Raw genomic sequence first — 22,928 nt, forward strand, 5'->3', positions numbered from 1 at the left:
TTTAAAAGGTTGATAGAGAAGTACAACAAACCGGCGTGATGGAAACCTATATTAGGAATACAAATGAAAAAGCAAGTTTTAGCAGTTGCTCTGCTCACCGCTCTTGGCTCCACTTCAGTAATGGCACAGGATGACGTTAAGCCGTTCACACTTGAAGGTGGACTGGGTTTTATCTTTACTTCAGGTAACACTGAGACTACGTCAATTAACGCGTCTTTAGTGGGCCACCAGGAGTTAGATAAATGGAGCAACGACTATACGCTGGAAGGGTTGTACAAAGAGGAAACCGTTGAGGTTGATGAGGAAGAAGTAAACCGCACGTCTGCGCAGAAGTTTTTCGCATCAGGCCAGGGTAACTACAAACTGGAAAACCCTGATTACCGCCTGTTCGGATTTGCTTCATACGAAGATGACCGCTTCAGCAGTTACAACTATCAGTCAACATTGGCTGCGGGTTGGAACCAAAAGCTTTGGGAAAACGATACAACCTCTCTTGAATACTCAGTGGGTCCGGGTTATTCGTGGGCTGAAACACAGGAAGACGTTGAACAGAACAGCTTCATCGTTCGTGCTTCTGGTGCCTTTGAATGGTTGATTTCTGATACCGCTAAATTTACCCAAACGGTCAGTACCGAGGTGGGTAGCGAGAATACTAAATCTCGTGCGGAATCAGCGCTTTCAGCTACCATTAGCGGTAACCTTTCTATGAAGTTGTCGGTTAAGCTTGATCACAACTCTACGGTTAACGAAGGTGTTGAAAAGCTGGACACTGCCACAGCAGTAACACTGGTTTATAGCTTCTTCTAAGTTGTAGCAATAGCAAAAAGCCCGGTAACCTTGCTTAGGTTAACCGGGCTTTTTCATGCCTGAAATCTTGGTTTAGCGTCTGTCAAAATCCACTGGCTTTTTCGGATCTTGATAATAGCCTTCCCGCAGTAATCGCTTAAATTTGTCCAAAGAACCGTCACGTTTAAGCTCTTGCAGCCCTTTATTGAAAAGCTCCAGCACCAAGCGATTATCCCGGCCTTTGGGCACCAACAAGTGCGTGGTTACCGTGGAAAGAATGGGTTCGATAGCGATGATTTCGTCACGTTCTGCATCATTGAAATCCCGCTCCAGCAAATACCAGCCTGTTAGCTCATCGATAGGAAATACATCAATGTCGCCGTCGATGAGAGCATTAAAGTTGTCTACATCGGTTTTTGCTTCAACCACATTTTTGCCTTCTTTGATGTAGGCAGCCAATTCGTTGTTGTACAGGTAGTCTTCGGTGATCCCCATTTTAAAGTCTTTCATGTCAGACAAGGCAGACCACATCCGCGGGCCAGACGCATTATTCGCGTAAAACACCAGGTTTTCAGAGGTAATCGGTTCGCTGTGCCAGAATTCATCTTCCCGCTCTCGAACATAATTACCGTAAGACACCGCATCAAACTTACCGCTTAATGCACCTTCTAAAGCTTCATCCCAGCTTAAGGATACGAATTCTACTTCAACGCCAGTTTCCAGAAAGGCTTCGCTGATAATGTGATTCATATAGCCCTCATGCTCCATCTCAGAGGATGTATAGGGCGCGTATTCGGTAGTGGCGATGCGAATTGTCATCCACGTGTGAGCTTGTGAAAGGGCAGGCATGAGAGCCAATGTCAGTAAGCTTGCCTTAATGAGTAGTGATTTAAGCATGTTAGAAATAGATCCCCATACTGATATTTAATCGGTGAGTGCTTTGCGGGTCGTCTGCAAAGTCGAGCCCAATGCCCGAGCCGCCAGAAAACCACATGTTCTTTCCTTGAATGCTATCAACATAAACAAATAGCTTCGACCAGCCAAAGCTGCAACCGTTAACCCACTGCGTGCTGTCACGGCCATTTTCCACGTCGGGCTCAATGAGTGTGTATTCACTGTAGCATTTAATGTCAGACACCGAGCGGAAGCTTACGGGGAGTGTGTAGACAAGGTTTGCCATATACGATTTACCCGCACTAGCCATTAAGAAAGGCGCCTCGAAGGAAGACATGGCTAACCGATCTGTTAACTGTCCCTCTGGGACAGCGAGGTCGTAATCGTAGTCGAGATATTGCAGTTCAATTTTTATTGGGTCTTGGCTATGACGAAGGTGAACGGCATACGCCGTCATATCACCTTTGTGCTGGGTATCGAAATTAAAAATATCACCTTGCTGGAATGACACCCCCACATCGGTAGTGGTGCGAGGGATAATGTGTGCGGCGTAATTTACGCGAAGATTATACTGTCCATCTTCCTGATTGCGATACTCTGCATCGTCTGCCACATCGAAGGAATAGCGTCCAAATTTGGCTGCGTCGTTATATTCATCATTGAGAAAGTAGGCCGCGTGAACGGTCCAGTTTCTGCGTTCGTACTTCGCCACTACGCCAGCATCATAATCATCTTCGAAGCCCAGGTAGTAGTTGCCCGAGAACCAAAAGCTGTTTGACGCAAAGGGCTGTAAGCCGAAGGGCACCTTCGTGATACCAGCGGTGACATCGAGGTATTCATCGTAGTGGTAGGTTAAATCAGCATAGCGCACGGTGTTGAAATCGGTGTTTTCATACCAGCGATAATCCGCTTTATATGAGAAGTCGTCGAATTCGCCGTCGATGGTGAGTTTTAGCGATTCGAACTCAAAACCATCGCGTATGGCAGGGGCTTGCCAATCGCGGTGACCATAGTTAACCCGAATGTGTCCACCTAAGTTGAACGGCATGTCATCGGCAGCCATCACCGGCCAGGCAGACAAGGTGATCGCACTGAGAGAAAGATACAGAGACGTGTGTTTTAGCATTCGCAGTCCTTGCTAAAGGTGTATGTCTGCAAAGCAAATCGTGCAGCATTCACTTGGCAATAGGTTTTATTACTATTGATGAAAGTACTCTGTGGAATTCGCGAAAGATCACACTCGCGGGGAGGAAAGCCGTTAGACTGACGTTTAATAGATCAAAAAAATCCGGTCAAAAGACCGGATTTCAAGGGGAATGGGCTAACTGAAGGATCAGTGTAGCAAACGGGTTTTAATGGTACCCGCGATGTGTTGCAGTTCCTGTAAACCTTCTTCCGCTTTGTTGGCTTCAACATCTACTACCACATAACCGATGTCAGCAACAGTTTGCAGGTATTGTGCTGCGATATTGATGCCTTTCGCTGCGAACGTCTGGTTGATTTGGTTCAGCACGCCCGGACGGTTCTCGTGGATATGCAGCAGACGTGAACGGCCTGGGTGATCTGGCAGAGAAACTTCAGGGAAGTTAACTGCAGATAAGGTTGAACCGTTGTCAGAGTATTTCGCCAGTTTACCCGCCACTTCAATACCAATGTTTTCCTGCGCTTCTTGCGTGCTACCACCAACGTGTGGAGTCAAGATAACGTTATCGAATTTACGCAGTGGCGATTCAAATTCTTCGTTGTTAGACTTCGGCTCAACCGGGAACACATCTACTGCCGCACCACCAATGTGATCCGCTTCCAGGGTGTCTACCAGGGCGTCGATATCGACAACGGTTCCACGGGAAGCGTTAATGAAGATGGCACCTTTCTTCATTTTCGCGAACTGGTCTTTTCCAATCATGTCTTTGGTAGAGTCGGTTTCTGGCACGTGCAGAGAAATTACGTCAGACGTTTCCAGTAGTGTATCAAGAGACTTGATCTGTACCGAGTTACCCAGCACCAGCTTGTCTTCGATATCGTAAAACTGTACACGCATACCTAAGTGTTCAGCCAGAATGCTCAGCTGTGTACCAATGTGGCCGTAACCAATAATACCCAGCGTTTTACCACGCGCTTCGTAAGAACCTTCGGCATTTTTCTGCCATTCACCACGGTGCGCTTTTGCATTACGAGCAGGGACGCCACGCAGCAACAGAATTAATTGACCCAGTACCAGCTCAGCAACTGAACGGGTGTTGGAAAACGGTGCGTTGAATACCGGAATACCACGAATTTGTGTGGCTTCCAGATCAACCTGGTTGGTACCAATACAGAAACAGCCAACAGCAACCAGCTTTTGCGCTGCTTCAACCACGGCTTCGGTGATTTGAGTGCGAGAACGAATGCCGATGAAATGTACATCTTTGACTTTCTCGATGAGATCTTCTTCGGACAGGGAGGTCTTAAGATACTCCACGTTGGTGTAACCATTGTTAGCCAGGGTTTCCACCGCGCTCTGGTGAACGCCTTCCAGCAGCAGAATACGGATTTTGTCCTTAGGTAGGGATACTTTACTCATTGCCTCACATCTCGGTTAGTTGGTTGCAAAAAGACATCTGGACGTCTATACGGGCAAAATAACAGATATCGTTGGTGGTTAAAAGTGCTATTTAGTCGGAAAACGCCAATTTTTAGCGTCTTCCGATGAACGACTGTGATTTATTAATCCAGCGTGAGTACGCCATTTTCAGTGGCGACCAGCACAACATCGGCGCCGCGATTTGCAAAAATGCCGTTGGTGACCACGCCGACAATCCCGTTGATAGTCGTTTCCAGTTCACGTGGGTTAACAATAGACAAGTTGTGAACGTCTAAAATAACGTTGCCGTTATCGGTAATTACGCCTTCTCGATAAACCGGGTCACCGCCCAGTTTTACCAGTTCGCGGGCCACGTAAGAACGGGCCATGGGTATGACTTCCACAGGCAGCGGGAAGTTGCCCAGTACGGGAACCTGTTTGCTGTCATCCACAATACAGACAAAAGTTTTTGCTACGGCTGACACAATTTTTTCGCGGGTCAGCGCTGCACCGCCACCTTTAATCATGTGTTTATGTTCGGTAACTTCATCTGCGCCGTCTACATACACATCCAGTGTATCCACCTCATTCAGCGAAAACACTTCAATACCGTGGGCCTTGAGGCGTTCGGTAGAGGCGTCTGAACTTGAGACTGCACCAATAATGGTATGTTTAATCTCTGCCAACGCGTCGATAAAAAAGTTAACTGTTGAGCCTGTACCAACGCCAACAATGGTGTCAGCCTTAATATATTTTACGGCCGCCTCGGCCACCGCCTTTTTCTTTGCGTTCTGATCCATAGGGTTTCTCCAAAGTTTTGCTGAAGTTTAACCGAAAAATGCGCAACCTGTTTATTTTTGTTCTGAATCTGCACATCACTATAAGCCCTGGCGAGCAAGGGCCAAAGGCGTGTGAAAGATTATCGCGCTGGTCTGAACACTTGTGACGGCGTTATCACCATATCGAGTGGAAAATCCCAGGGTTCGATTGGCAGATGATCAACGTGTTGGCAATCGTGGGCCGTACCAATAAGGAGGGGGCGGTTCTTTCTATGTCGGTAAGGCGCCAGCACGCGGTCGTAAAAGCCTCCGCCCATGCCCAAACGATTCCCATCAGCGTCGAAGCCCACTAGCGGCATTAAAATAAGCTGGTGATGGGAAAAGGGCACCACGTCCGGGCACCGCAAAACCGGTTCCTGGATATTGAAACGGTTTCGGGTGAGTACGGTGTTTTGGTGGTAGCGCAGAAATAGCAAATGCTGGCGGTTAAAAGGGTGGATAACAGGCAGACTAAGGATTTTGTCTGCCTGATTTGCTGAATTTATCACCGCCTGTAAACCGACCTCACCGTCGTTTTCAAGGTATGCCGCCACTGTACTCGCCCGCTGCCATTCTGGTAGCTTGGTGAGCTGTTTTGCGAGCTTGTGGGCTGCGTCTTGCTGTGCTTCCGGTGTCAGGCTGTTGCGCTGGGTACGTAAGCGCTTGCGCAAATCGCCTCGGGATAATCCTTTACTGGGTAAACTTGCCATCTGCTATCAGGTAAAAGCTTAAGATTGGCGATAGTGTATCACCATTCAACGGCCGGGCGGTGACGTGATCGGCAGGTATCCTACTGGTTTCATCCACAAACAGTTCGTCACTTATAGCGACAAGGGGAGTGCAGGGATGCTGCTTGCGTACCCTGTCCAGTGTTGCGTGACTACAGGTAGACACCGACATAATTACTAAATCGTAGGGTTGTGTATCAATCAGCGCCATGGCTTGTTGCTCGTTGTCGGCAAGGTCGGCTTGCAAACGGACGTCTGCCAGGGTTGTCACCATTTCCTGTTGATGTGCCTCGTCTTGCTCTACAAAAAGAATGCGTGGCGATTTCATTAGTAGCGGCATTATTTTCTTTATTGAATCTGAAGGTGTAGCATCCGGCTCTTCACTGTTGTCTTGTGCCGATTTCGTGTGAACAGGCTCTACCACAACGGAGAAAGTCACTAAGGTGCCCGCGCCCGGTGCGGATTTTACTTTAAGCTTACCGCGCATTATTTCAACAAGCTTAGGCAGCGCCCCATCCTGTCGGTTCGACACGAAAGCGAGCAATTGCTCATCAGACATACCGTGGCCGTTGTCTCTAACGGTAATGATCAATTCATTGTGGTAGTAATGCACACTCATCTCAATGGGCATGTTCTTTTGCGAATATTGCAATGCATTACCCGTGACTTTCATGATGACTTTGCCCAGTTGGGTTTCATCCAAAAGCACGTTTTCAGGCACTTTACCATTGAGCTTACCGCGAAACTTCATGTTCTTCTGTTTTGCCAATCCTTCCAGGCTATGAAAGATATGATGGAAAAAAGGCCGGGTGGGGGTGTAATCCGTTTCGGCGTGTTCAACGCCCCCAGCGACAGCTTCGGTAGCAAGAATACTGTTCACCGCCCGCATCAGGCCGAGGCCACTTTGTTCAATCAGGCCTAGTGAATGGCGAAACAAAGGTGGCAATGCCGATGCACGAGATTCTTCCTGCAACAAATTGCTGAATGTACAAATCGATTTCAGCGGGGTTTTGAATCGGTGGCTAATATCGCTCAGGTACCGGGCTTTGAGGGTATTCACCTGTTTCAGAACATGGTTTTGTTTACGTAATTCCAGGTGTGCAATAACACTACGCCCTAATGTAGCAAGTGCATTGCGTTGCAAGTCGGTGAAAGTGCGAGGCTCTCGGTCAATGGCGCAAAGTGTGCCCAGCGGGTAGCCTGTTGGCGTAACAAGCGGCGTGCCTGCGTAAAAGCGAATGTTAGGCTCGCCGGTAACCAGCGGGTTATCGTGGAAGCGCTTGTCGAGCAGGGTATCGTTCACTTCCATCAATTCATCTTTCAAAATCGCGTGGCCGCAGAATGAGATATTACGATGGGTCTCGCAGACATCTAAACCGACTTTAGATTTAAACCACTGACGGTCTGGGTCCACCAAGCTGATCAGCGCGATTGGCGTTTCGCAGATCTCCGAGGCCAGAGCGGTAATATCATCAAGGAGGTCTTCGCTTTGGGTGTCGAGAACACCGTAACTGAGTAATTCGGCCAGGCGAGCCTCTTCATTTTCCGGTAATGGGGGCTGGATCATAAATCCTCGTGATTGTCCTTAAGTCACAAAAAAAGCGCCCGGAGGCGCTTTTCAAAATGGAAATATCGCCCCTTAGCTTATAAAGCGTAGGTGCTGATGAACAATTGTTCCAATTTTTCGTGGTCAACATCCACTGCCACGTCAACCATGTTTGCTTCATTCCAAAGCGGGCTTGGCGTAGAGCCAGCCGGTGCAATAACGGTTTGACCGCGATCCAGTTCGCCGGTACCCACACGGGCGTGACCGCTGGTAATAGCAAAGTACTCAGGGTGAACCAGGTGAGCGAGCGGGAACGAGTCGTGGAAGAAACACACGCGCTCGTCGCGGTTGGCTGAATAGAAGTCCACATAAAACTGCGATACTTTTTTCACAAAGCCGCCCAGTTTGTCGTTGCGGGCTTCCAGCTCATCCAAAAATGCTGGCGTGAATGGCGTTTTCAGCGTGACATCCAGACCAAACATGGTGACTTTCCAGTCGGCTGCAAAAACAATCGCTGCGGCGTGGGCATCGTTCCAAATGTTCGCTTCGGCTACCGGGGTTACGTTGCCCGGCACAAACGCCGCGCCACCCATAATGCTTACGCCTTTAATGAGCTTCGGTAATTCAGGCTCAAGACGCAGTGCTAATGCCAGGTTACCCAGCGGGCCAATCGCAACAATGGTAATTTCACCAGGATGCTGGCGCGCCATGTCGACAATAAATTGTGCAGAGCTGCGTGGGTCCAGTTCGCGCTTCGACGCATCCGGGAACGTATTACCAAAGCCGTCGTCGCCGTGCACGAAGTGGGCATAACCCGATTCTGGTCCAACCCATGGCATACCTACGCCTTGCGTTACTGGAATATCTTCACCAGCCAGTTCACACAGGGTAAGCGCGTTGCGGGCAGACATGGTTACCGGTACGTTTCCGAATACGGTGGTCAGGCCCAGCACTTCAATTTCAGGGTGTTGGAAGGCGAAAAATATCGCCATTGCATCATCGATACCCGGATCGGTATCGAGAATAATTTTGTGAGTCATAATTATCCTTGTGAACTATCGGGCATGCTTAGCCAGAAAACGATCGACTTCTTTTTGTTGTGGAATAGATTGCGCTGCGCCTTCCCGGGTAACCGCTATGGCTGATGCCGCACAGCCACGCACCAGTGCCTGTTTAGCATCGGTGTGATTACTGTAGGCCGACAAAAAATAGCCGATAAAACAGTCTCCTGCGGCAGTGGTATCAACCGCATCTACGGTGAAAGCATCCACTTTAATGATGTCACCGCTCTTACGCAGCATCATCACACCGTCTTTACCCATGGTCAGGATCACTTCGCCCTGTTTCCAATTCTCTTTAAACCAGCTGATGATGTCTTCAAACTCATCTTGTCCGGTAATCGCTGCGGCTTCAGTTTCATTGACAATAAGCAAATCAACGCATTCCAAAGGCAGCGACTTAACCGACTCGCTCATAGGCGCCGGGTTAAACGCCACTTTCAGACCTTTCTCTTTTGCTTGTGAAAGAATGTCTGCAATGCTGCTGGTTTCATTCTGAGTCAGTACCCAGTCAGCAGACGTAGTATCGCTTAACGCTTTACGTACGGTGGCATCGGTAATGGTTTGATTGGCGCCGCCAAACAGCACAATGGCGTTTTCGCCGCTGGGCGTGACTTGGATAATCGCATGACCAGACGGTGTTTCACCGCAACCCATATACTGACAATCCACGCCGTGGCGAATAAGCGTTTGTTTAAAAGCGGCATCTGACTGGTGAATAGCACCTACGTGCTTCACATCTGCGCCAGCGCAGGCCAGTGCAATAGACTGATTGGCACCTTTGCCACCCAGTAACTGACTGTATTTTGTGGAGGCCAGGGTTTCACCCGGGCGTACGAAATGCTCTACATGGTAGACGTGATCGATGTTTATTGAACCAAAATTAATAACTGCCATTTCTACTTCCGTCGAAAGAGGGCGCCTTCCAGAATGCCGCTGTTCATCGTTCGCCCGTGAACCGAAAGATTCAGGGCGGAAGACTCGTCGTTGCCGTAGGCTTCTCGATACGCGCCGAGCTTGCACAATAGCAACAATGTCATCTTCCTAGGTTTAAAGCATCGGCCAGGGACATGAATGAACTGGCGAACATTCCAGAAGACATAGATTATAAAAACAGCGCAACAGAGTATATCAAACGACAGGCTTCGTGAAGCGGATCACCTGCATAAGTTTACATTACTTTGTAAAAAACACTGAATTATTGGTTCAAAGCCTGTTGTGGTAAGGGGTTCGCATCTTGACCATCTGGTTAAGCTTGGTGCTTAATTAAACAGGATTGTATCGTCAACAGGAGCGATCCTAAAGCATTCCGGTTGCGGTTGAAAGAGGCATTGATTCAAGTGCGCAATCGCTGAGCACGAAAATGGGTTAAACTGGGTTTTAATACGCCTTTTTGTTAGCATGGCGGCAATTAACCAATGGAATTTTTTCGTGGAAAAGCAACTTGATTATGACCGCGTGACTAACACGCTGTCGCAATATGATGTAATCGCCGACGGCGCTGAGCTGCAGGGTATTCTTTGCGGTATGTTAAGCGGCGGCATGCCGGTATCGGAACGCAAATGGCTGGATGTATTAAAAGACACGCTGAACCAGGGCGCGGCGTTCCCGCCGGAGCTGGAAAATATGCTCACCGATGTATTTAATAGCTTATGTCAGCAGTTGGTCGAAGCTGAATTTACCCTCAGTCTGATGCTGCCCGACGATAAAGCGCCTATTAATGATCGCGGTTTGGGCCTGATTAATTGGGTACAGGGCTTTATGCTGGGCTTTGGTTTGTATCAGCAAGACATGATGCAATGCTCTGAAGATGTAAAAGAAGCGCTGCAGGACTTCTCTGACATCGCGCGCATGGAAGAACCCATGACGGAAGATGAAGAATCAGAGCGAGCACTTTTTGAAGTGGTGGAATACGTGAAGATTTCCGCACTGCTATGTTTCAATGAGCTGGGTCAGTCACTCATTGAAGATCAAAAAGATAAACCATCGGTACATTAGTTATGATTAGTCCGCAGGAATTTATAGCTCGACAGCATCGTCTGCTTGCATTGTGCGAGCCGGAAAGTGTTTGTGTTATTCCAGCGGCGAGTTTAGTGACCCGCAGTCGCGACACCGAGTACACATTCCGGCAGGACAGCGATTTTTGGTACCTCACCGGGTTTGCCGAACCTGACTCCTGGCTGCTGTTATCGAATCATAGCCAATTCTCCGACCCGTACCGGGCTATGGTTTTCCGCCCTAAAGATAAACAAGCTGAAATCTGGCAGGGCAGAAGGCTGGGTGCTGATGCCGGGTTATCTGAATTTTCTCTCGACGAAGCGTTTGTTTCAGACGAATTGTCCCATGTGTTAAAAGAATGGCTGGGCGGACACGACCATGTGTATTTCCCGTTCGGTAATATGGCGGCAAGTACAGAAATACAGCGCGCTTGCACGACTCTCGCAGCCGCGCACAAAGAAAATCTCGCCCCGAGTGCACTACACGACATCCTGCCACTCATTCATGAGATGCGCCTGTTTAAATCTTCCTGTGAAGTCGCGCTAATGAAGGCCGCAGGAAAAATATCGGCCCGCGCACATAGCCGCGCCATGAAATTTGCCCATCCTGGCTGCTTCGAGTATCAGCTCGAAGCCGAACTGCATCACGAATTTGCCATGTCTGGCGCGCGAAGTCCGGCTTACGGCACCATCGTGGGCAGTGGCGACAACGCCTGTATCTTGCATTACACCGAAAACGCCGATGAAGTAAAAGACGGCGACTTGATCCTGATCGATGCCGGCGCGGAATACTTCGGCTACGCTGGCGACATCACGCGTACCTTCCCGGTATCGGGCACATTTACGCAGCCCCAGCGGGAAATTTACCAACTGGTGTTAGATGCACAAATGGCCATACTGGACCGCATCGGCCCAGGAATGACCCTTACTGAAGCCGGTAATGTGGCGGCCGAAGTGATCACCGAAGGGCTGATTAAACTGGGACTGTTATCTGGTTCGGTGGCAGAAAATCTTGAGGCGCTGTCGTATCGCGAATTTTTCATGCACGGCATTGGGCATTATCTCGGCCTGGATGTGCACGACGTGGGCGATTATCGTCTGGATGGCGAAGAGCGGCCCCTACAGCCAGGCATGGTGATCACTATCGAGCCAGGTATTTACATCGCCCCAGATGCCGATGTGGATGCGCAGTATCGCGGCATAGGTGTGCGAATCGAAGATAACTTGGTGATCACGGCTACCGGGGCAGACGTAATCACATCTGATGTACCAAAAGAAATCGACCAGATTGAAGCATTAATGAGGAAGTCTTAACTGGTGATCCAGACAGATATCGTAATTGTGGGTGGCGGGGCCGTGGGTCATGTTATCGCCCGCGGTTTGCTTGCCCATACTTCTTTTTCCGTGGCACTTGTCGAAGCCAATCAGTATTCAGCGTCGGCCCATCATCCTGGCTTCGACGCCCGCGTTATCGCTTTGGCGAAACGCACCGTTGATGAGCTCAGCAGCCTTGGTATCGACGTTAGTCATGCCGGTGCCGTGCCTATTCGTCATATTCAGGTATCAGATAAAGGGGCTGCAGGTTTGTGTCAGCTCGACGCGGCCGATTTTCATGTAGACCACTTTGGTAAAGTGGTGTCGTTGCATCAACTTGGGGCGGCGCTTCAAATTGCTCCCGACACCGATGACTTTACGCTGCTTTGCCCCCTCACTGTGGATACGGTAGAACGTAAGCAGGATGGTGTTTTATTATCACTTAGCGATGGGCAACAAGTGTCGGCCCGATTAGTTGTGCTGGCAGACGGCGGACGTTCGGGGCTGGATGAACAGCTTGGATTCGAACGCCAGGAAGACGATTACGGCCAAACTGCCATCATTGTTAATGCGTTAACCCAGAAACCGCATAATCATAAAGCTTACGAACGTTTCACTTCACAGGGGCCATTAGCTTTTTTACCTTATGACCCTGGGCTGGCGAGCGGACAAGAAAACGATCAGGGGTTTTCTGTGGTATGGACAGTGCCGCCTGAAAAGGTGGATAACGTTATGTCGCTTGGCGATAACGATTTTAAACGATTATTGCAGCAAGCTTTTGGCTGGCGACAGGGCGCTATTACGCAAGTCGGTGAACGTAGCGCTTATCCGCTGGTACTTAAACAAGTGACCGCGCCCGTGACGCACCGTGCGGTGGTGTGTGGTAATGCGGCGCAATCACTTCATCCCATTGCCGGGCAAGGTTTCAACCTTGGTTTACGGGATGCAATAGGCCTAGTGAAAACCTTGGCAAAAGCCGACGACCCTGGCGCGTTTTCTGTTTTGCGGGAATATCAGCAAAGCCGAAGTAAAGACAAGCAAGCCACTATTACGCTTACTGATGGGTTAGTGCGTTTATTTTCAAATAATAACCGTGGCCTTATCGGGCTTCGGAATGTGGGACTGGTCGCCATGGACAATTGTCCGTCGTTGAAGCAGGCGTTTGTCAGACAAACCACTGGATTTGCGCCTGGCGCTTAAGGAGAAGTAAGTGGAAAATGTGGATATCGCCATTGTTGGTGGTGGCATGGTGGGATTAAGCCTCGCGTCGGCATTAGACGGCAGTGGCCTCAATGTGGCCGTGATCAGCAACCAGCCTTTCGAACAAGCGATGCCGGAAGTTCCCACATTGCGCGTAAGTGCAATAAACGGCGCGAATCAGCAAGTATTAACCGACATAGGCGTGTGGGAACGCATGCCCCGCAACCGTCTAAGCCCTTACAAAACCATGAGCGTGTGGGATAAAGACAGCTTCGGTCGTATCGATTTCAGCCACGACGATCTCCCCGCGCCCCAGCTTGGTCATATCATTGAGAATCAATTGCTCACTAACGCCCTGGCAGAAAAAGTAGCGCAGCAAGCGTCGGTAAAATTGATCGAGGCGACAATAGACAAAGTGCTCACTGGTCAGCGTGAAACCATGCTGATGCTGAATAACGATGAAGTGATTGCCTGTCGATTGCTGGTGGGGGCCGATGGCGCCAATTCCTACATTCGTCAACACGCCCAGTTTCCGCTGGCATTTAAAGATTATGGCCACACTGCCATTGTCGCCACCATTCGCACCGAAAAGCCCCATGGCCAATGTGCCAGACAAGTTTTCACACCCGACGGGCCATTGGCCTTGTTGCCGTTGGCGGACCCCAATGAAGTGTCCATTGTGTGGTCTCAACGTAACGAAGTGGCGCAAGACATTCTCGCTCTGGATAACGCGACATTCAGCCACCGCCTAACGGCGACCAGCGACTGTGTGTTGGGTCTATTGAGCCTCGACAGTGAACGTATGTCTTTTCCGCTAACCATGCGTTATGCCAGACAATGGGTGAAACCCGGTGTAGTGATCATTGGCGATGCTGCGCATACTATCCATCCCCTTGCTGGGCAGGGCGTGAACCTGGGAATGCGCGACGCTTTCGCATTGGCTGACACATTGAAAACGTGTGTACAGCAAGATGTGGATTTTACCGATGTGGCACAGTTACGTAGTTTCGAACGTGCAAGGAAAGCGGATGCCGCTGCCGTGATTGCCGCTATGGACGGTTTCAAAACATTGTTTGCGGGTGATAATCCACTGAAAAAACTCATTCGTGGAGCCGGACTGGTGGTGACCGATTCCCTACCGGGACTAAAGCGTCAGTGGTTGGCGCAGGCAATGGGGTGGTAGCAGGGCGCCACCGAACAGGAATTCGAGCACGAAAGGGACATTAAACCCCAGCGACTTCCGTCGTTCGTTTCTGGGTTTGAGGATGAAAAATTTCGTACTCTGCCTCAAGCTCAGAAATAAGCTTAATAGTTAGTACAGAAGTGTCGTACAGTTCCGCAACCAACATACGATCATAAGCATCCTCTATGCTCTTGATCAACAGACGTTTGTTGTCACAATAGCGGGACAGGGCAGACAACAAAATAGAGTTAACCTCTTTCAGATTGCTTTCCAGTTTGTTTTCCATGGTAATTGCCTAAGACAATAATTATCGTTGCGCGTTTAGGATTTGTGACAAAACTGAACGCTAAAGACTCGCGCTTCGTCGACAATAGAAGACAACCAGTATACTGCGTGAAAATATCAGGTAATTTAGACAAAAGTATAAAATTAAAAAGGGAATTCCAATGAACAAACGCGCATTTATGAAACTTACAGCCGGTTTCGGCGCCATGACTGCCATGGGTTCGACACTGGCATCAAACGCATCTGTATCCACCACCGGGCAACAATCTAACGCACTGCAACCCATCACCGGCAACGTAAAGCCAATTAGCAAAGCAGAGCATGAAGCGCGGATTAAAAAAGCCCAGCAACTCATGGTAAAGCAGGGGCTGAGTGCGCTCGTCATTGAGCCTGGTGCATCTATGACCTATTTCAGTGGCATGCAATGGTGGCGCAGTGAACGTCTTACGGCGCTGGTTATCCCTCAAGAAGGTCAGCCAGCTGTTGTCACCCCATTTTTTGAAGCCCCGAGCGTGAAAGAATCTCTGGCCATCGATGCCGAGGTACGGGTGTGGCAGGAGCACGAAAGTCCGTTTGTTCAGGTAAACGAAGCACTGAAAGCCCGCAATCTTGATAAAGGCAAAATCGGTTTTGAAAATACCGTTCGTTACTTCGTACTGAATGGTCTGATGTCGCAAATGACAAGGTGTGAACATGTACCTGCAGAACCGGTGATTTTGGGCTGCCGCATGTACAAGAGTACCCATGAACTGCAACTCATGCATAAAGCCAACGAAGTCACGTTAAAGGCTTACGAGCATGTGTACTCACAACTCGAAGTTGGTATGGCGCAAAGTGATGTTAAACAAATTATGGCTGCCGCACAGCAGCAATTAGGCGGTTCATCCATTTGGGGCCTGGTACTGTTCAACGAAGCCAGCGCTTACCCTCATGGTACCAGTCAAAAGCAAGTGATCAGCGAAGGGTCAACTGTACTTATGGACTGTGGCTGTGCTGTGCACGGGTATCAGTCAGATATCAGCCGAACCTGGGTGTTCGGCGAGCCGTCGAAGAAACAGCGCGAGGTGTGGAATGCCGTGCATAAAGGTCAGCAAATTGCGTTTGAAAGAGCGCAGAACGGCACGCCAACCGGCAAAGTAGACGATGCGGTACGCGAATATTACGAAACCTTGGGTTACGGGCCTGCATACGCATTACCGGGGTTGTCTCACCGAACCGGGCACGGTATTGGAATGGAAGGCCACGAAAAAGTAAATTTCGTACACGGAGAAACCACCAAACTCGCACCAGGCATGTGTTTGTCGAACGAACCGGGTATTTATATTCCGGGTGAGTTTGGCGTGCGATTAGAAGACTGTTTATACATGACTGAATCGGGCCCGGCCTGGTTTACCGAGCCCCCGGAAAGTCTGGATAAGCCGTTAGGCCGTTTAAGCACGATGGCTTAGAAACTCACGTCCCATTGCAAGCGCCAGGTGGTGCGGTCGCCCACTTCAATGTCTGACTGTTCCATACTGATATGACTAACTTCAGCGGTCACCTTGTTGTCGTGACCGCGAATGAACCAGTTGAGCGCCAGCGACTTCTCGAAGAATTCGTCGGCATTATCGGCGGTGTTCGGGTCGTAGGTGGCATAGCGCACGGCAATTTCTAATGGCGCTGGCCACCAATCAAACGCTTCATGCACAAAGTAACCAGCCTGTCCGTAGTAACCGGTCAGGCGAGTTTTCATACCGCCGTTTATTCTGTCGGTAACTGACTTTTCGTGAAATTCAGCCTGCGCATTAAAGCCCTGGTAAAAGTAGGCCGCATCAATAACGTATTGCTTCACGTCATACTGGCCGGCCGATTCACCAATATCCACATTATCCAATGCGCCGGCACCGGATGAAGAGAATCGAGTATAAATGCTGCGGTACTTTGCGCCTGCTATAGCCAGTGCCGCTTTGGGTTTTTCAGAGCGTTTAATGTCACTGTTTTTAAAGCCCACTTCTTCGCCAAGAAAATTCCACTGCAAGCGACCCGAATACAAGTTCTCCCCATCATGGTTATTGTATTCGCCGCGGCCTGAACCGGTGTAAACGCCCGCCCAATAATTCATGTTCAGCACACCGCCGCCATCGAGATGACCGTACACCGAGGCACCTTGTTGGCGGTCGATGGTGAAAATGCGGTTGATAATGGAGCGATCCATCATTTGCTGACCGCCACTGCTTACGCTGCGCTCACGGGAATATTCCACTTTCCATTGGCCTACTTTGAATTTCAGCGCATCGTATTTTTCCACCATGATAGTGGCATTAAGTGTGCGGTCGTCGGCTACCTCGTATTCCCAGTAGTATTTCAGCCAGTCACGCACCATATGACCACCTACTTTGAGGCGGGCACGATTCACGTCAAACTGGTTACCACTTTCACGAATGAAGTCACCGGGATCGTTCGGCTGACCAAGGCCAGGATTTGCAAAGCGAGTTTGTACACGTCCGCGCAATTGCATCAGGTATTGGCCGTCGTCACTTTCGAAAATAAGGCCCTTACCGTCATAGTTAGCGAGCGCATCAGATAAGCCCGATGCAGACACGTTAAAAGAGATAATGAGAAATAGGGCAGTTAAACGTTTACATATAAAAGCAGACATGGAGCAACTTGAGGACGGAAAAAAAGGAATGCGAAGTGTAAATATTTTCAGTCGGTGATCAAGGCTGAAAGTCATAAAAGTGTCACCAAAGCGTCATAAATCGGGATGGGTACCACGAGGATCAAAAAAACGGCCGAAATACAGACCGTTTAGTCATTCCACTTTAACGACAATTCATCCAATTCAGATCGCTATTCAGTGCTTATTCACGTTCACCCATTTACACAAAAACGCATTGTAAACGGGCCGCTGTAGACTACCCCTGTAACCGGCTTTTGATGAAGTCTGCCAGTGTGCGGCTTACCACGGGATGCTGAATGCTTTGGTTAAACAAACAAATGTTCACCTTGCCTAAATGGGGGAGTCGGTTGTCTTTCAGCACGGTGAGGTTTTCCGGCATACTCGAGCGGGCGAGGGCGGTAATGCCTAAACCTTGTTGAATAGCCGCCACCAGACCGCTCAAATCCGCATTGGTATAACTGATTTTCCAGGAACGGGTTTGCTGTTTTAATTCGTCGATAACCCGGCTGCGATACATACAGCCATCTGGTGCAAGCACCAGCGGAATGTTTTCGCCTACAAAAGGCCGGTTAGCATCGCCTACCCACACCACATCATCTTCCAGCACCAGTTCACCGTCGTCAGATTTCGCATCAGGGTTCACTAACGCCAAGATTAAATCGAACTGATTACGGCGTGAGGCATGCAGTAAATCCCGGCTTAACGAAGAGGTAACTTCCAGAGAGACGTCAGGATAACGCTTGGAGAACTCACCAATTAAACCCGGAAGTAGGGTAGAGGCAAATTCATTAGGGATACCCAAACGCAAGCGGCCGCTTAACGGCGCTGGTGTGAGCGCACGGAAAATGCCGTCGTTCAGTTCCAGCAGTTCCTTAGCTTTCGGGTACAGCCAGTTGCCATCGGTACTGGGCATGTGCCGCTGGCCCACTTTGGTGAACAGTTTGCGGTCGAGCTGTTCTTCAAGCTTTTTGATTTGCAGGCTGATGGCAGGCTGTGAACGACCGAGGAAATCCCCGGCTTTGGCATAGCCACCCTGTTCAATCACGCTGACAAAGGTGCGCAGGTTATCTAACGACAGTTGCTTCATAATGATTTGAAATGCTGATGATACGACTGCCTTATATTATATTTGCAAATGTAATGATAAGAAATTCCAATTTGATTGGTCTTTTGTCGTAACCCTATACTTTGTGCTGTTATTAACACATCGAAATGGACAAAGTCGCATGACGAATACTACCGCGTTACACGCCAAGCACCTGGAAGCCGGTGCAAAAATGGTCGATTTCTTTGGCTGGGATATGCCAATTAACTACGGTTCACAAATCGAAGAGCATCACGCGGTACGTCGTGACGCCGGTATGTTCGATGTTTCTCACATGACCATCGTTGATGTGACCGGTGCGCAGGCAAAAGATTATCTGCGTTACCTGCTGGCCAACGATGTAGCCAAGCTGCAGGTTAAGGGCAAGGCGCTGTACAGCGGCATGCTGAACGAAGAAGGCGGCGTGGTTGATGACCTCATCGTTTATTTCTTCGACGACACCAATTATCGTCTGGTAGTGAACTCTGCTACCCGCGAAAAAGACATGAACTGGCTGAACGATAAAGCCAGTGGTTTCGATGTCACCATCACTGAAAAACCAGACTTCGCCATGATTGCCGTTCAGGGCCCGAATGCAAAAGAAAAAGCCGCCACCTTGTTTAGCGCCGCGCAAAAAGAAGCGGTTGCTGGCATGAAGCCGTTCTTCGGCGTGCAGGCAGAAGATCTGTTCATCGCCACTACCGGTTACACCGGCGAAGCGGGTTATGAAATTATGGTACCAAAAGCACAGGCCGGTGCGTTCTGGCAAAGTCTGCTGGACGCTGGCGTGAAGCCATGTGGTCTGGGCGCACGTGATACCCTGCGTCTGGAAGCCGGCATGAACCTGTACGGTCAGGATATGGACGAAACCGTTTCACCACTGGCCGCCAACATGGGCTGGACCATTACGTGGGAACCAGAAGATCGTGATTTCGTGGGCCGTAAAGCCTTAGAAGCACAAAAGCAAGCCGGCACCGATAAGCTGGTAGGCCTTGTGATGACCGAGAAAGGCGTACTGCGTCATGGTCAGAACATCCGCACACAATCAGGGGAAGGCGTGATCACTTCAGGCACCTTCTCTCCAACATTAGGGCATTCCGTTGCACTTGCCCGTGTACCTGCTGATACTGGTGAAACAGTAGAGGTGGAAATGCGTAAAAAGTGGGTTACAGTAAGTGTTGTTAAGCCCAGCTTCGTGCGCAATGGTAAAAGTGTATTGTAATCCCAACATCAAGGAATAATCAGGAACTAATTATGAGCAATATCCCAACCGATTTACGTTATGCATCAACTCACGAGTGGGTTCGCCCGGAAGGCGACGGTGTATTCACTGTAGGTATTTCTGAGCACGCTCAGGATCTGCTGGGTGACATGGTTTTCGTTGATCTGCCAGACGTAGGCGACGCAGTAAGCACTGGCGACGACGTGTGTGTAGCTGAATCTGTAAAAGCCGCTTCAGACGTATACGCGCCAATCAGCGGTGAAATCGTTGCGATTAACGAAGCGCTGGAAGACTCTCCTGAGCTGGTAAACAGCGACCCGTACGGTGACGGCTGGTTATTCAAAATTAAGGCAGATGACGCCACTGAAGTAGAAGGTCTGCTTGACGCAGAAGGCTACGAAAACAGCATCGACGAAGAGTAATCGTCGCGCGCAGCTAAACATCTACAAGGCGTAAAAGGGGCAGGTTATCACGCCCCTTTTGTTTATCTCATCCATTGCGAGTGCTTAACAATACTATGTCGAATTCATCTGTTTCTCTGGCTCAGTTAGAGCAAAAAAATGCCTTCATCCGCCGTCATATCGGTCCGGGTGAAGAAGAAATTCAGGCCATGCTGGCCAAAGTTGGTGCCGAGTCGCTAGACGATTTAATGGCGCAAACCGTACCTGCTGCTATTCAGCTGGACAAGCCAATTGAAGTTGGTGAAGGACAAACCGAAGTTAACGCACTGGCAGCGCTGAAAGCCGTTGCGGGTAAAAACAAAATCAATCGCTCGTTTATCGGTATGGGATATTACGACACCCACGTACCCAACGTAATCTTAAGAAACGTGCTGGAAAATCCAGGCTGGTACACCGCGTACACGCCGTATCAACCAGAAATCGCCCAGGGCCGTCTGGAAGCTATCCTGAACTTCCAACAAGTCACCATGGATTTAACCGGTTTGGAACTGGCGTCTGCATCACTGCTTGACGAAGGCACCGCCGCTGCTGAAGCCATGGCACTGGCCAAGCGCGTTTCTAAAAACAAAAAAGCCAACCTGTTCTTCATCGCTGACGACGTTCACCCGCAAACCAAAGACGTGGTCGAAACCCGCGCAGAAATGTTTGGTTTCGGCATTGTGACCGGTCCTGCTGCTGAAGCGGCTGATCACGACGTTTTCGGTGCACTGCTGCAATACCCAACGTCTACCGGTGAAGTGAAAGACATCAGCGACATCATCGCAGCCGTTCAGGCGAAAAAAGGTATCGTAGCTGTTGCTGCCGACCTGATGAGCCTGGTAATGCTGAAATCGCCTGGCGAAATGGGTGCCGACGTGGCACTGGGTAGCGCACAGCGTTTCGGTGTGCCTATGGGCTACGGTGGTCCACACGCGGCATTCTTCGCCACCAAAGACGCCTACAAGCGTTCACTGCCTGGCCGTATCATTGGTGTGAGTAAAGACACCCGTGGTCGCCGTGCACTGCGTATGGCGCTACAAACCCGTGAACAGCATATTCGCCGTGAAAAGGCCAACTCCAACATTTGTACCGCGCAGGTGCTGCTGGCCAACATGGCATCTTTCTATGCGGTTTATCATGGTCCTGAAGGCCTGAAAACCATCGCTAACCGCATTCACCGTTTTGCCGACATACTGGCAACCGGTTTAACGCAAAAAGGCATGGCGCTGAAACACAGCACCTATTTCGATACCCTGACTGTGCTGGTGGACAACAAAGCTGAAGTACTGGAACAGGCTTACGCACGTGGCATGAACCTGCGTGCAGACATCGACGGTGCAGTGGGTATTTCACTGGATGAAACCACTAACCGCGAAGACATTCTGGCATTGTTCGACGTGCTGTTGGGTCTGGAACACGGTCTGACCATCGACGGCCTGGACGCGGAAGTCACCACGCAGGGCAGCAAGTCTATTCCTGCTGAACTGGTACGTACCTCAGATTTCCTGACCCACGAAGTATTTAACTCGTATCAGTCTGAAACCGAGATGCTGCGTTATATCAAGTCGCTGGAAAACAAAGATCTGGCGCTGAACCACTCAATGATTTCTCTGGGTTCATGCACCATGAAACTCAACGCCACTGCCGAAATGATCCCGGTAACCTGGCCTGAGTTTGGTCAACTGCACCCGTTCGCCCCTGTTGAACAGGCTGGCGGCTATAAAGAAATGATTGATGAGCTGAGCGACTGGCTGATCAACATCACCGGCTACGATAACCTGTCTATGCAGCCTAACTCCGGTGCGCAGGGCGAATATGCTGGCTTGCTGGCGATTCAGCGTTACCACGAGAGCCGTGGAGAAGGCCACCGTAACGTGTGCCTTATCCCAAGCTCTGCCCACGGTACTAACCCGGCGTCGGCGCAAATGGTAAGCCTGAAAGTAGTGGTGGTTGCCTGTGATAAGAACGGTAACGTTGACCTGGCCGACCTGCGTAAGAAAGCAGAAGAAGTGGGCGATAACCTGTCCTGTGCCATGATCACGTACCCGTCTACCCACGGAGTTTACGAAGAAACCATCCGTGAAATCTGTGATATCGTGCACGATCACGGCGGTCAGGTTTATATGGACGGCGCCAACATGAATGCTCAGGTAGGCATTACCGCACCTGGTTTCATCGGCTCAGACGTATCGCACCTGAACCTGCACAAAACTTTCTGTATCCCGCACGGCGGTGGTGGCCCGGGCATGGGTCCTATCGGTGTGAAATCGCACCTGGCGCCTTTCCTGCCAAACCACGCAGTGGTGAACATTGAAGGTACCGGCAAAGACTGTGGTGCTGTATCTGCTGCGCCATGGGGCAGTGCGTCAATTCTGCCAATCAGCTACATGTACATCAAAATGATGGGCAGTGCTGGCCTGCGTAAGGCAACAGAAGTGGCAATCCTCAACGCCAACTACATCGCCAAGTCGCTGGAAGGCCATTATCCGGTACTGTTCAAAGGCCGCAACGATCGCGTAGCCCACGAATGTATCATCGATCTGCGCCCGCTGAAAGAAGCCTCTGGCGTAACCGAAGTGGACATCGCCAAGCGTCTGAACGATTACGGTTTCCACGCACCTACCATGAGCTTCCCGGTAGCCGGTACGCTGATGATTGAGCCAACTGAATCTGAAGCCAAATACGAGCTGGACCGCTTCATCGAGGCCATGGTCAGCATTCGCAACGAAATCGCCAAAGTGGAAAGCGGCGAGTGGGATGCCACCGACAACCCGCTGCACAACGCACCACACACGCTGGCTGATATCTGTGACAGCGATTGGAACCGCAGCTACGACCGCAACGTTGCCGCATACCCGGTAGCCACCGTAGCCCGTAATAAGTTCTGGCCAAGCGTGAACCGTATCGACGACGTTTACGGCGACCGTAATCTGGTGTGCAGCTGTGCACCTATTGAGAGCTATATTGAGGAGTGAGGTTTCACTTTTCGGCGTTGATTGTTTGTGATTGACGTTTTAGATTGATGGAGGCGAACCGGTTGGTTCGCCTTTTTGTTTATGGATGCCTGGAAATTAAGGCTGCCTTTGAAAGCCAAAATCATAGCTCTTGGCAGTGAGTGAGCATTACTGGGATATTTGTAAGAGGGCCGCTT

20 protein-coding genes and 1 other RNA gene are annotated in these 22,928 nt (G+C 50.0%); 9 read left to right on the plus strand and 12 right to left on the minus strand.

Annotation, left to right across the window (positions count from 1 at the left end; all coding sequences use genetic code 11):
• Positions 1 to 63: 63 nt before the first annotated feature.
• Entirely contained in the window at positions 64 to 807 is a 744-nt protein-coding gene (locus tag ACXAFQ_RS10635) for a DUF481 domain-containing protein (protein WP_474821367.1), read from the plus strand.
• A 72-nt stretch (positions 808 to 879) separates the two neighbouring features.
• Here ACXAFQ_RS10635 and ACXAFQ_RS10640 read toward each other — a convergent pair whose 3' ends face one another.
• From ACXAFQ_RS10640 to ssrS, 9 genes are all read right to left on the minus strand, one after another.
• Positions 880 to 1,683, minus strand: coding sequence for a substrate-binding periplasmic protein (locus ACXAFQ_RS10640; RefSeq protein WP_474821371.1), 804 nt, complete (start codon positions 1,681 to 1,683; stop codon positions 880 to 882).
• Between the two features lies 1 nt (position 1,684).
• Positions 1,685 to 2,806, minus strand: coding sequence for a porin (locus ACXAFQ_RS10645; RefSeq protein ID WP_474821374.1), 1,122 nt, complete (start codon positions 2,804 to 2,806; stop codon positions 1,685 to 1,687).
• A 207-nt stretch (positions 2,807 to 3,013) separates the two neighbouring features.
• Positions 3,014 to 4,243 carry a phosphoglycerate dehydrogenase gene (gene serA, locus ACXAFQ_RS10650; protein WP_474821377.1) on the minus strand — a complete coding sequence of 410 codons (1,230 nt, stop codon included), beginning with the start codon at positions 4,241 to 4,243 and terminating at the stop codon, positions 3,014 to 3,016.
• A 143-nt stretch (positions 4,244 to 4,386) separates the two neighbouring features.
• On the minus strand, positions 4,387 to 5,043 hold the full coding sequence (gene rpiA / locus ACXAFQ_RS10655) for a ribose-5-phosphate isomerase RpiA (RefSeq protein ID WP_474821381.1): 657 nt from the start codon (positions 5,041 to 5,043) through the stop codon (positions 4,387 to 4,389).
• Positions 5,044 to 5,162: 119 nt separating this feature from the next.
• Positions 5,163 to 5,771 (minus strand): 5-formyltetrahydrofolate cyclo-ligase, encoded by a 609-nt coding sequence (locus ACXAFQ_RS10660; RefSeq protein WP_474821385.1) that lies wholly within the window; start codon positions 5,769 to 5,771, stop codon positions 5,163 to 5,165.
• On the minus strand, positions 5,752 to 7,356 hold the full coding sequence (locus ACXAFQ_RS10665) for a GAF domain-containing protein (RefSeq protein ID WP_474821388.1): 1,605 nt from the start codon (positions 7,354 to 7,356) through the stop codon (positions 5,752 to 5,754). The genes ACXAFQ_RS10660 and ACXAFQ_RS10665 overlap by 20 nt, the downstream gene beginning before the upstream one ends.
• A gap of 77 nt (positions 7,357 to 7,433) precedes the next feature.
• A complete protein-coding gene (locus ACXAFQ_RS10670; protein WP_474821392.1) occupies positions 7,434 to 8,375 on the minus strand; it encodes a nucleoside hydrolase in 942 nt (313 codons plus the stop codon).
• 15 nt (positions 8,376 to 8,390) lie between these two features.
• Positions 8,391 to 9,290, minus strand: a complete 900-nt coding sequence (locus ACXAFQ_RS10675) for a ribokinase (RefSeq protein ID WP_474821395.1) — start codon at positions 9,288 to 9,290, stop codon at positions 8,391 to 8,393.
• Between the two features lie 21 nt (positions 9,291 to 9,311).
• Positions 9,312 to 9,494, minus strand: a non-coding RNA gene (gene ssrS, locus ACXAFQ_RS10680) — 6S RNA.
• Positions 9,495 to 9,824: 330 nt separating this feature from the next.
• On the opposite strand from ssrS, the gene ACXAFQ_RS10685 reads away from it, so the two are divergent.
• The 4 genes from ACXAFQ_RS10685 to ACXAFQ_RS10700 are packed head-to-tail and all read left to right on the plus strand — an operon-like array spanning position 9,825 to position 14,087.
• Positions 9,825 to 10,391: a UPF0149 family protein gene (locus ACXAFQ_RS10685; RefSeq protein WP_083272975.1), complete on the plus strand. Its 567-nt coding sequence runs from the start codon at positions 9,825 to 9,827 to the stop codon at positions 10,389 to 10,391.
• Between the two features lie 2 nt (positions 10,392 to 10,393).
• Positions 10,394 to 11,704, plus strand: coding sequence for a Xaa-Pro aminopeptidase (pepP, locus tag ACXAFQ_RS10690; protein ID WP_474821401.1), 1,311 nt, complete (start codon positions 10,394 to 10,396; stop codon positions 11,702 to 11,704).
• A gap of 3 nt (positions 11,705 to 11,707) precedes the next feature.
• The gene (gene ubiH / locus ACXAFQ_RS10695) at positions 11,708 to 12,904 is read left to right on the plus strand and encodes a 2-octaprenyl-6-methoxyphenyl hydroxylase (RefSeq protein WP_474821405.1); all 1,197 of its coding nucleotides are present in this window, start codon (positions 11,708 to 11,710) and stop codon (positions 12,902 to 12,904) included.
• 10 nt (positions 12,905 to 12,914) lie between these two features.
• On the plus strand, positions 12,915 to 14,087 hold the full coding sequence (locus ACXAFQ_RS10700; protein ID WP_474821408.1) for an FAD-dependent monooxygenase: 1,173 nt from the start codon (positions 12,915 to 12,917) through the stop codon (positions 14,085 to 14,087).
• A gap of 40 nt (positions 14,088 to 14,127) precedes the next feature.
• Here the strand turns inward: ACXAFQ_RS10700 and ACXAFQ_RS10705 are convergent, their stop codons facing one another.
• The gene (locus ACXAFQ_RS10705) at positions 14,128 to 14,373 is read right to left on the minus strand and encodes a hypothetical protein (RefSeq protein WP_474821412.1); all 246 of its coding nucleotides are present in this window, start codon (positions 14,371 to 14,373) and stop codon (positions 14,128 to 14,130) included.
• Positions 14,374 to 14,533: 160 nt separating this feature from the next.
• On the opposite strand from ACXAFQ_RS10705, the gene ACXAFQ_RS10710 reads away from it, so the two are divergent.
• A complete protein-coding gene (locus ACXAFQ_RS10710) occupies positions 14,534 to 15,820 on the plus strand; it encodes a M24 family metallopeptidase (protein ID WP_474821415.1) in 1,287 nt (428 codons plus the stop codon).
• Here ACXAFQ_RS10710 and ACXAFQ_RS10715 read toward each other — a convergent pair.
• Positions 15,817 to 17,010 carry a porin gene (locus ACXAFQ_RS10715; protein ID WP_474821419.1) on the minus strand — a complete coding sequence of 398 codons (1,194 nt, stop codon included), beginning with the start codon at positions 17,008 to 17,010 and terminating at the stop codon, positions 15,817 to 15,819. The genes ACXAFQ_RS10710 and ACXAFQ_RS10715 overlap by 4 nt on opposite strands.
• Before the next feature lie 256 nt (positions 17,011 to 17,266).
• Entirely contained in the window at positions 17,267 to 18,118 is an 852-nt protein-coding gene (locus ACXAFQ_RS10720) for a LysR family transcriptional regulator (RefSeq protein WP_474821421.1), read from the minus strand.
• Between the two features lie 139 nt (positions 18,119 to 18,257).
• On the opposite strand from ACXAFQ_RS10720, the gene gcvT reads away from it, so the two are divergent.
• The 3 genes from gcvT (at position 18,258) to gcvP (ending at position 22,752) form a co-directional block, all read left to right on the plus strand.
• Complete coding sequence (gene gcvT / locus ACXAFQ_RS10725; RefSeq protein ID WP_474821424.1) at positions 18,258 to 19,337, plus strand: glycine cleavage system aminomethyltransferase GcvT; 1,080 nt, start codon at positions 18,258 to 18,260, stop codon at positions 19,335 to 19,337.
• Between the two features lie 32 nt (positions 19,338 to 19,369).
• Positions 19,370 to 19,759 carry a glycine cleavage system protein GcvH gene (gcvH, locus tag ACXAFQ_RS10730; RefSeq protein ID WP_070125073.1) on the plus strand — a complete coding sequence of 130 codons (390 nt, stop codon included), beginning with the start codon at positions 19,370 to 19,372 and terminating at the stop codon, positions 19,757 to 19,759.
• A gap of 95 nt (positions 19,760 to 19,854) precedes the next feature.
• The gene (gene gcvP / locus ACXAFQ_RS10735; RefSeq protein WP_474821427.1) at positions 19,855 to 22,752 is read left to right on the plus strand and encodes an aminomethyl-transferring glycine dehydrogenase; all 2,898 of its coding nucleotides are present in this window, start codon (positions 19,855 to 19,857) and stop codon (positions 22,750 to 22,752) included.
• Positions 22,753 to 22,928: the final 176 nt, after the last annotated feature.

This window comes from Alteromonas sp. ABH2_165 (genome assembly GCF_056159945.1).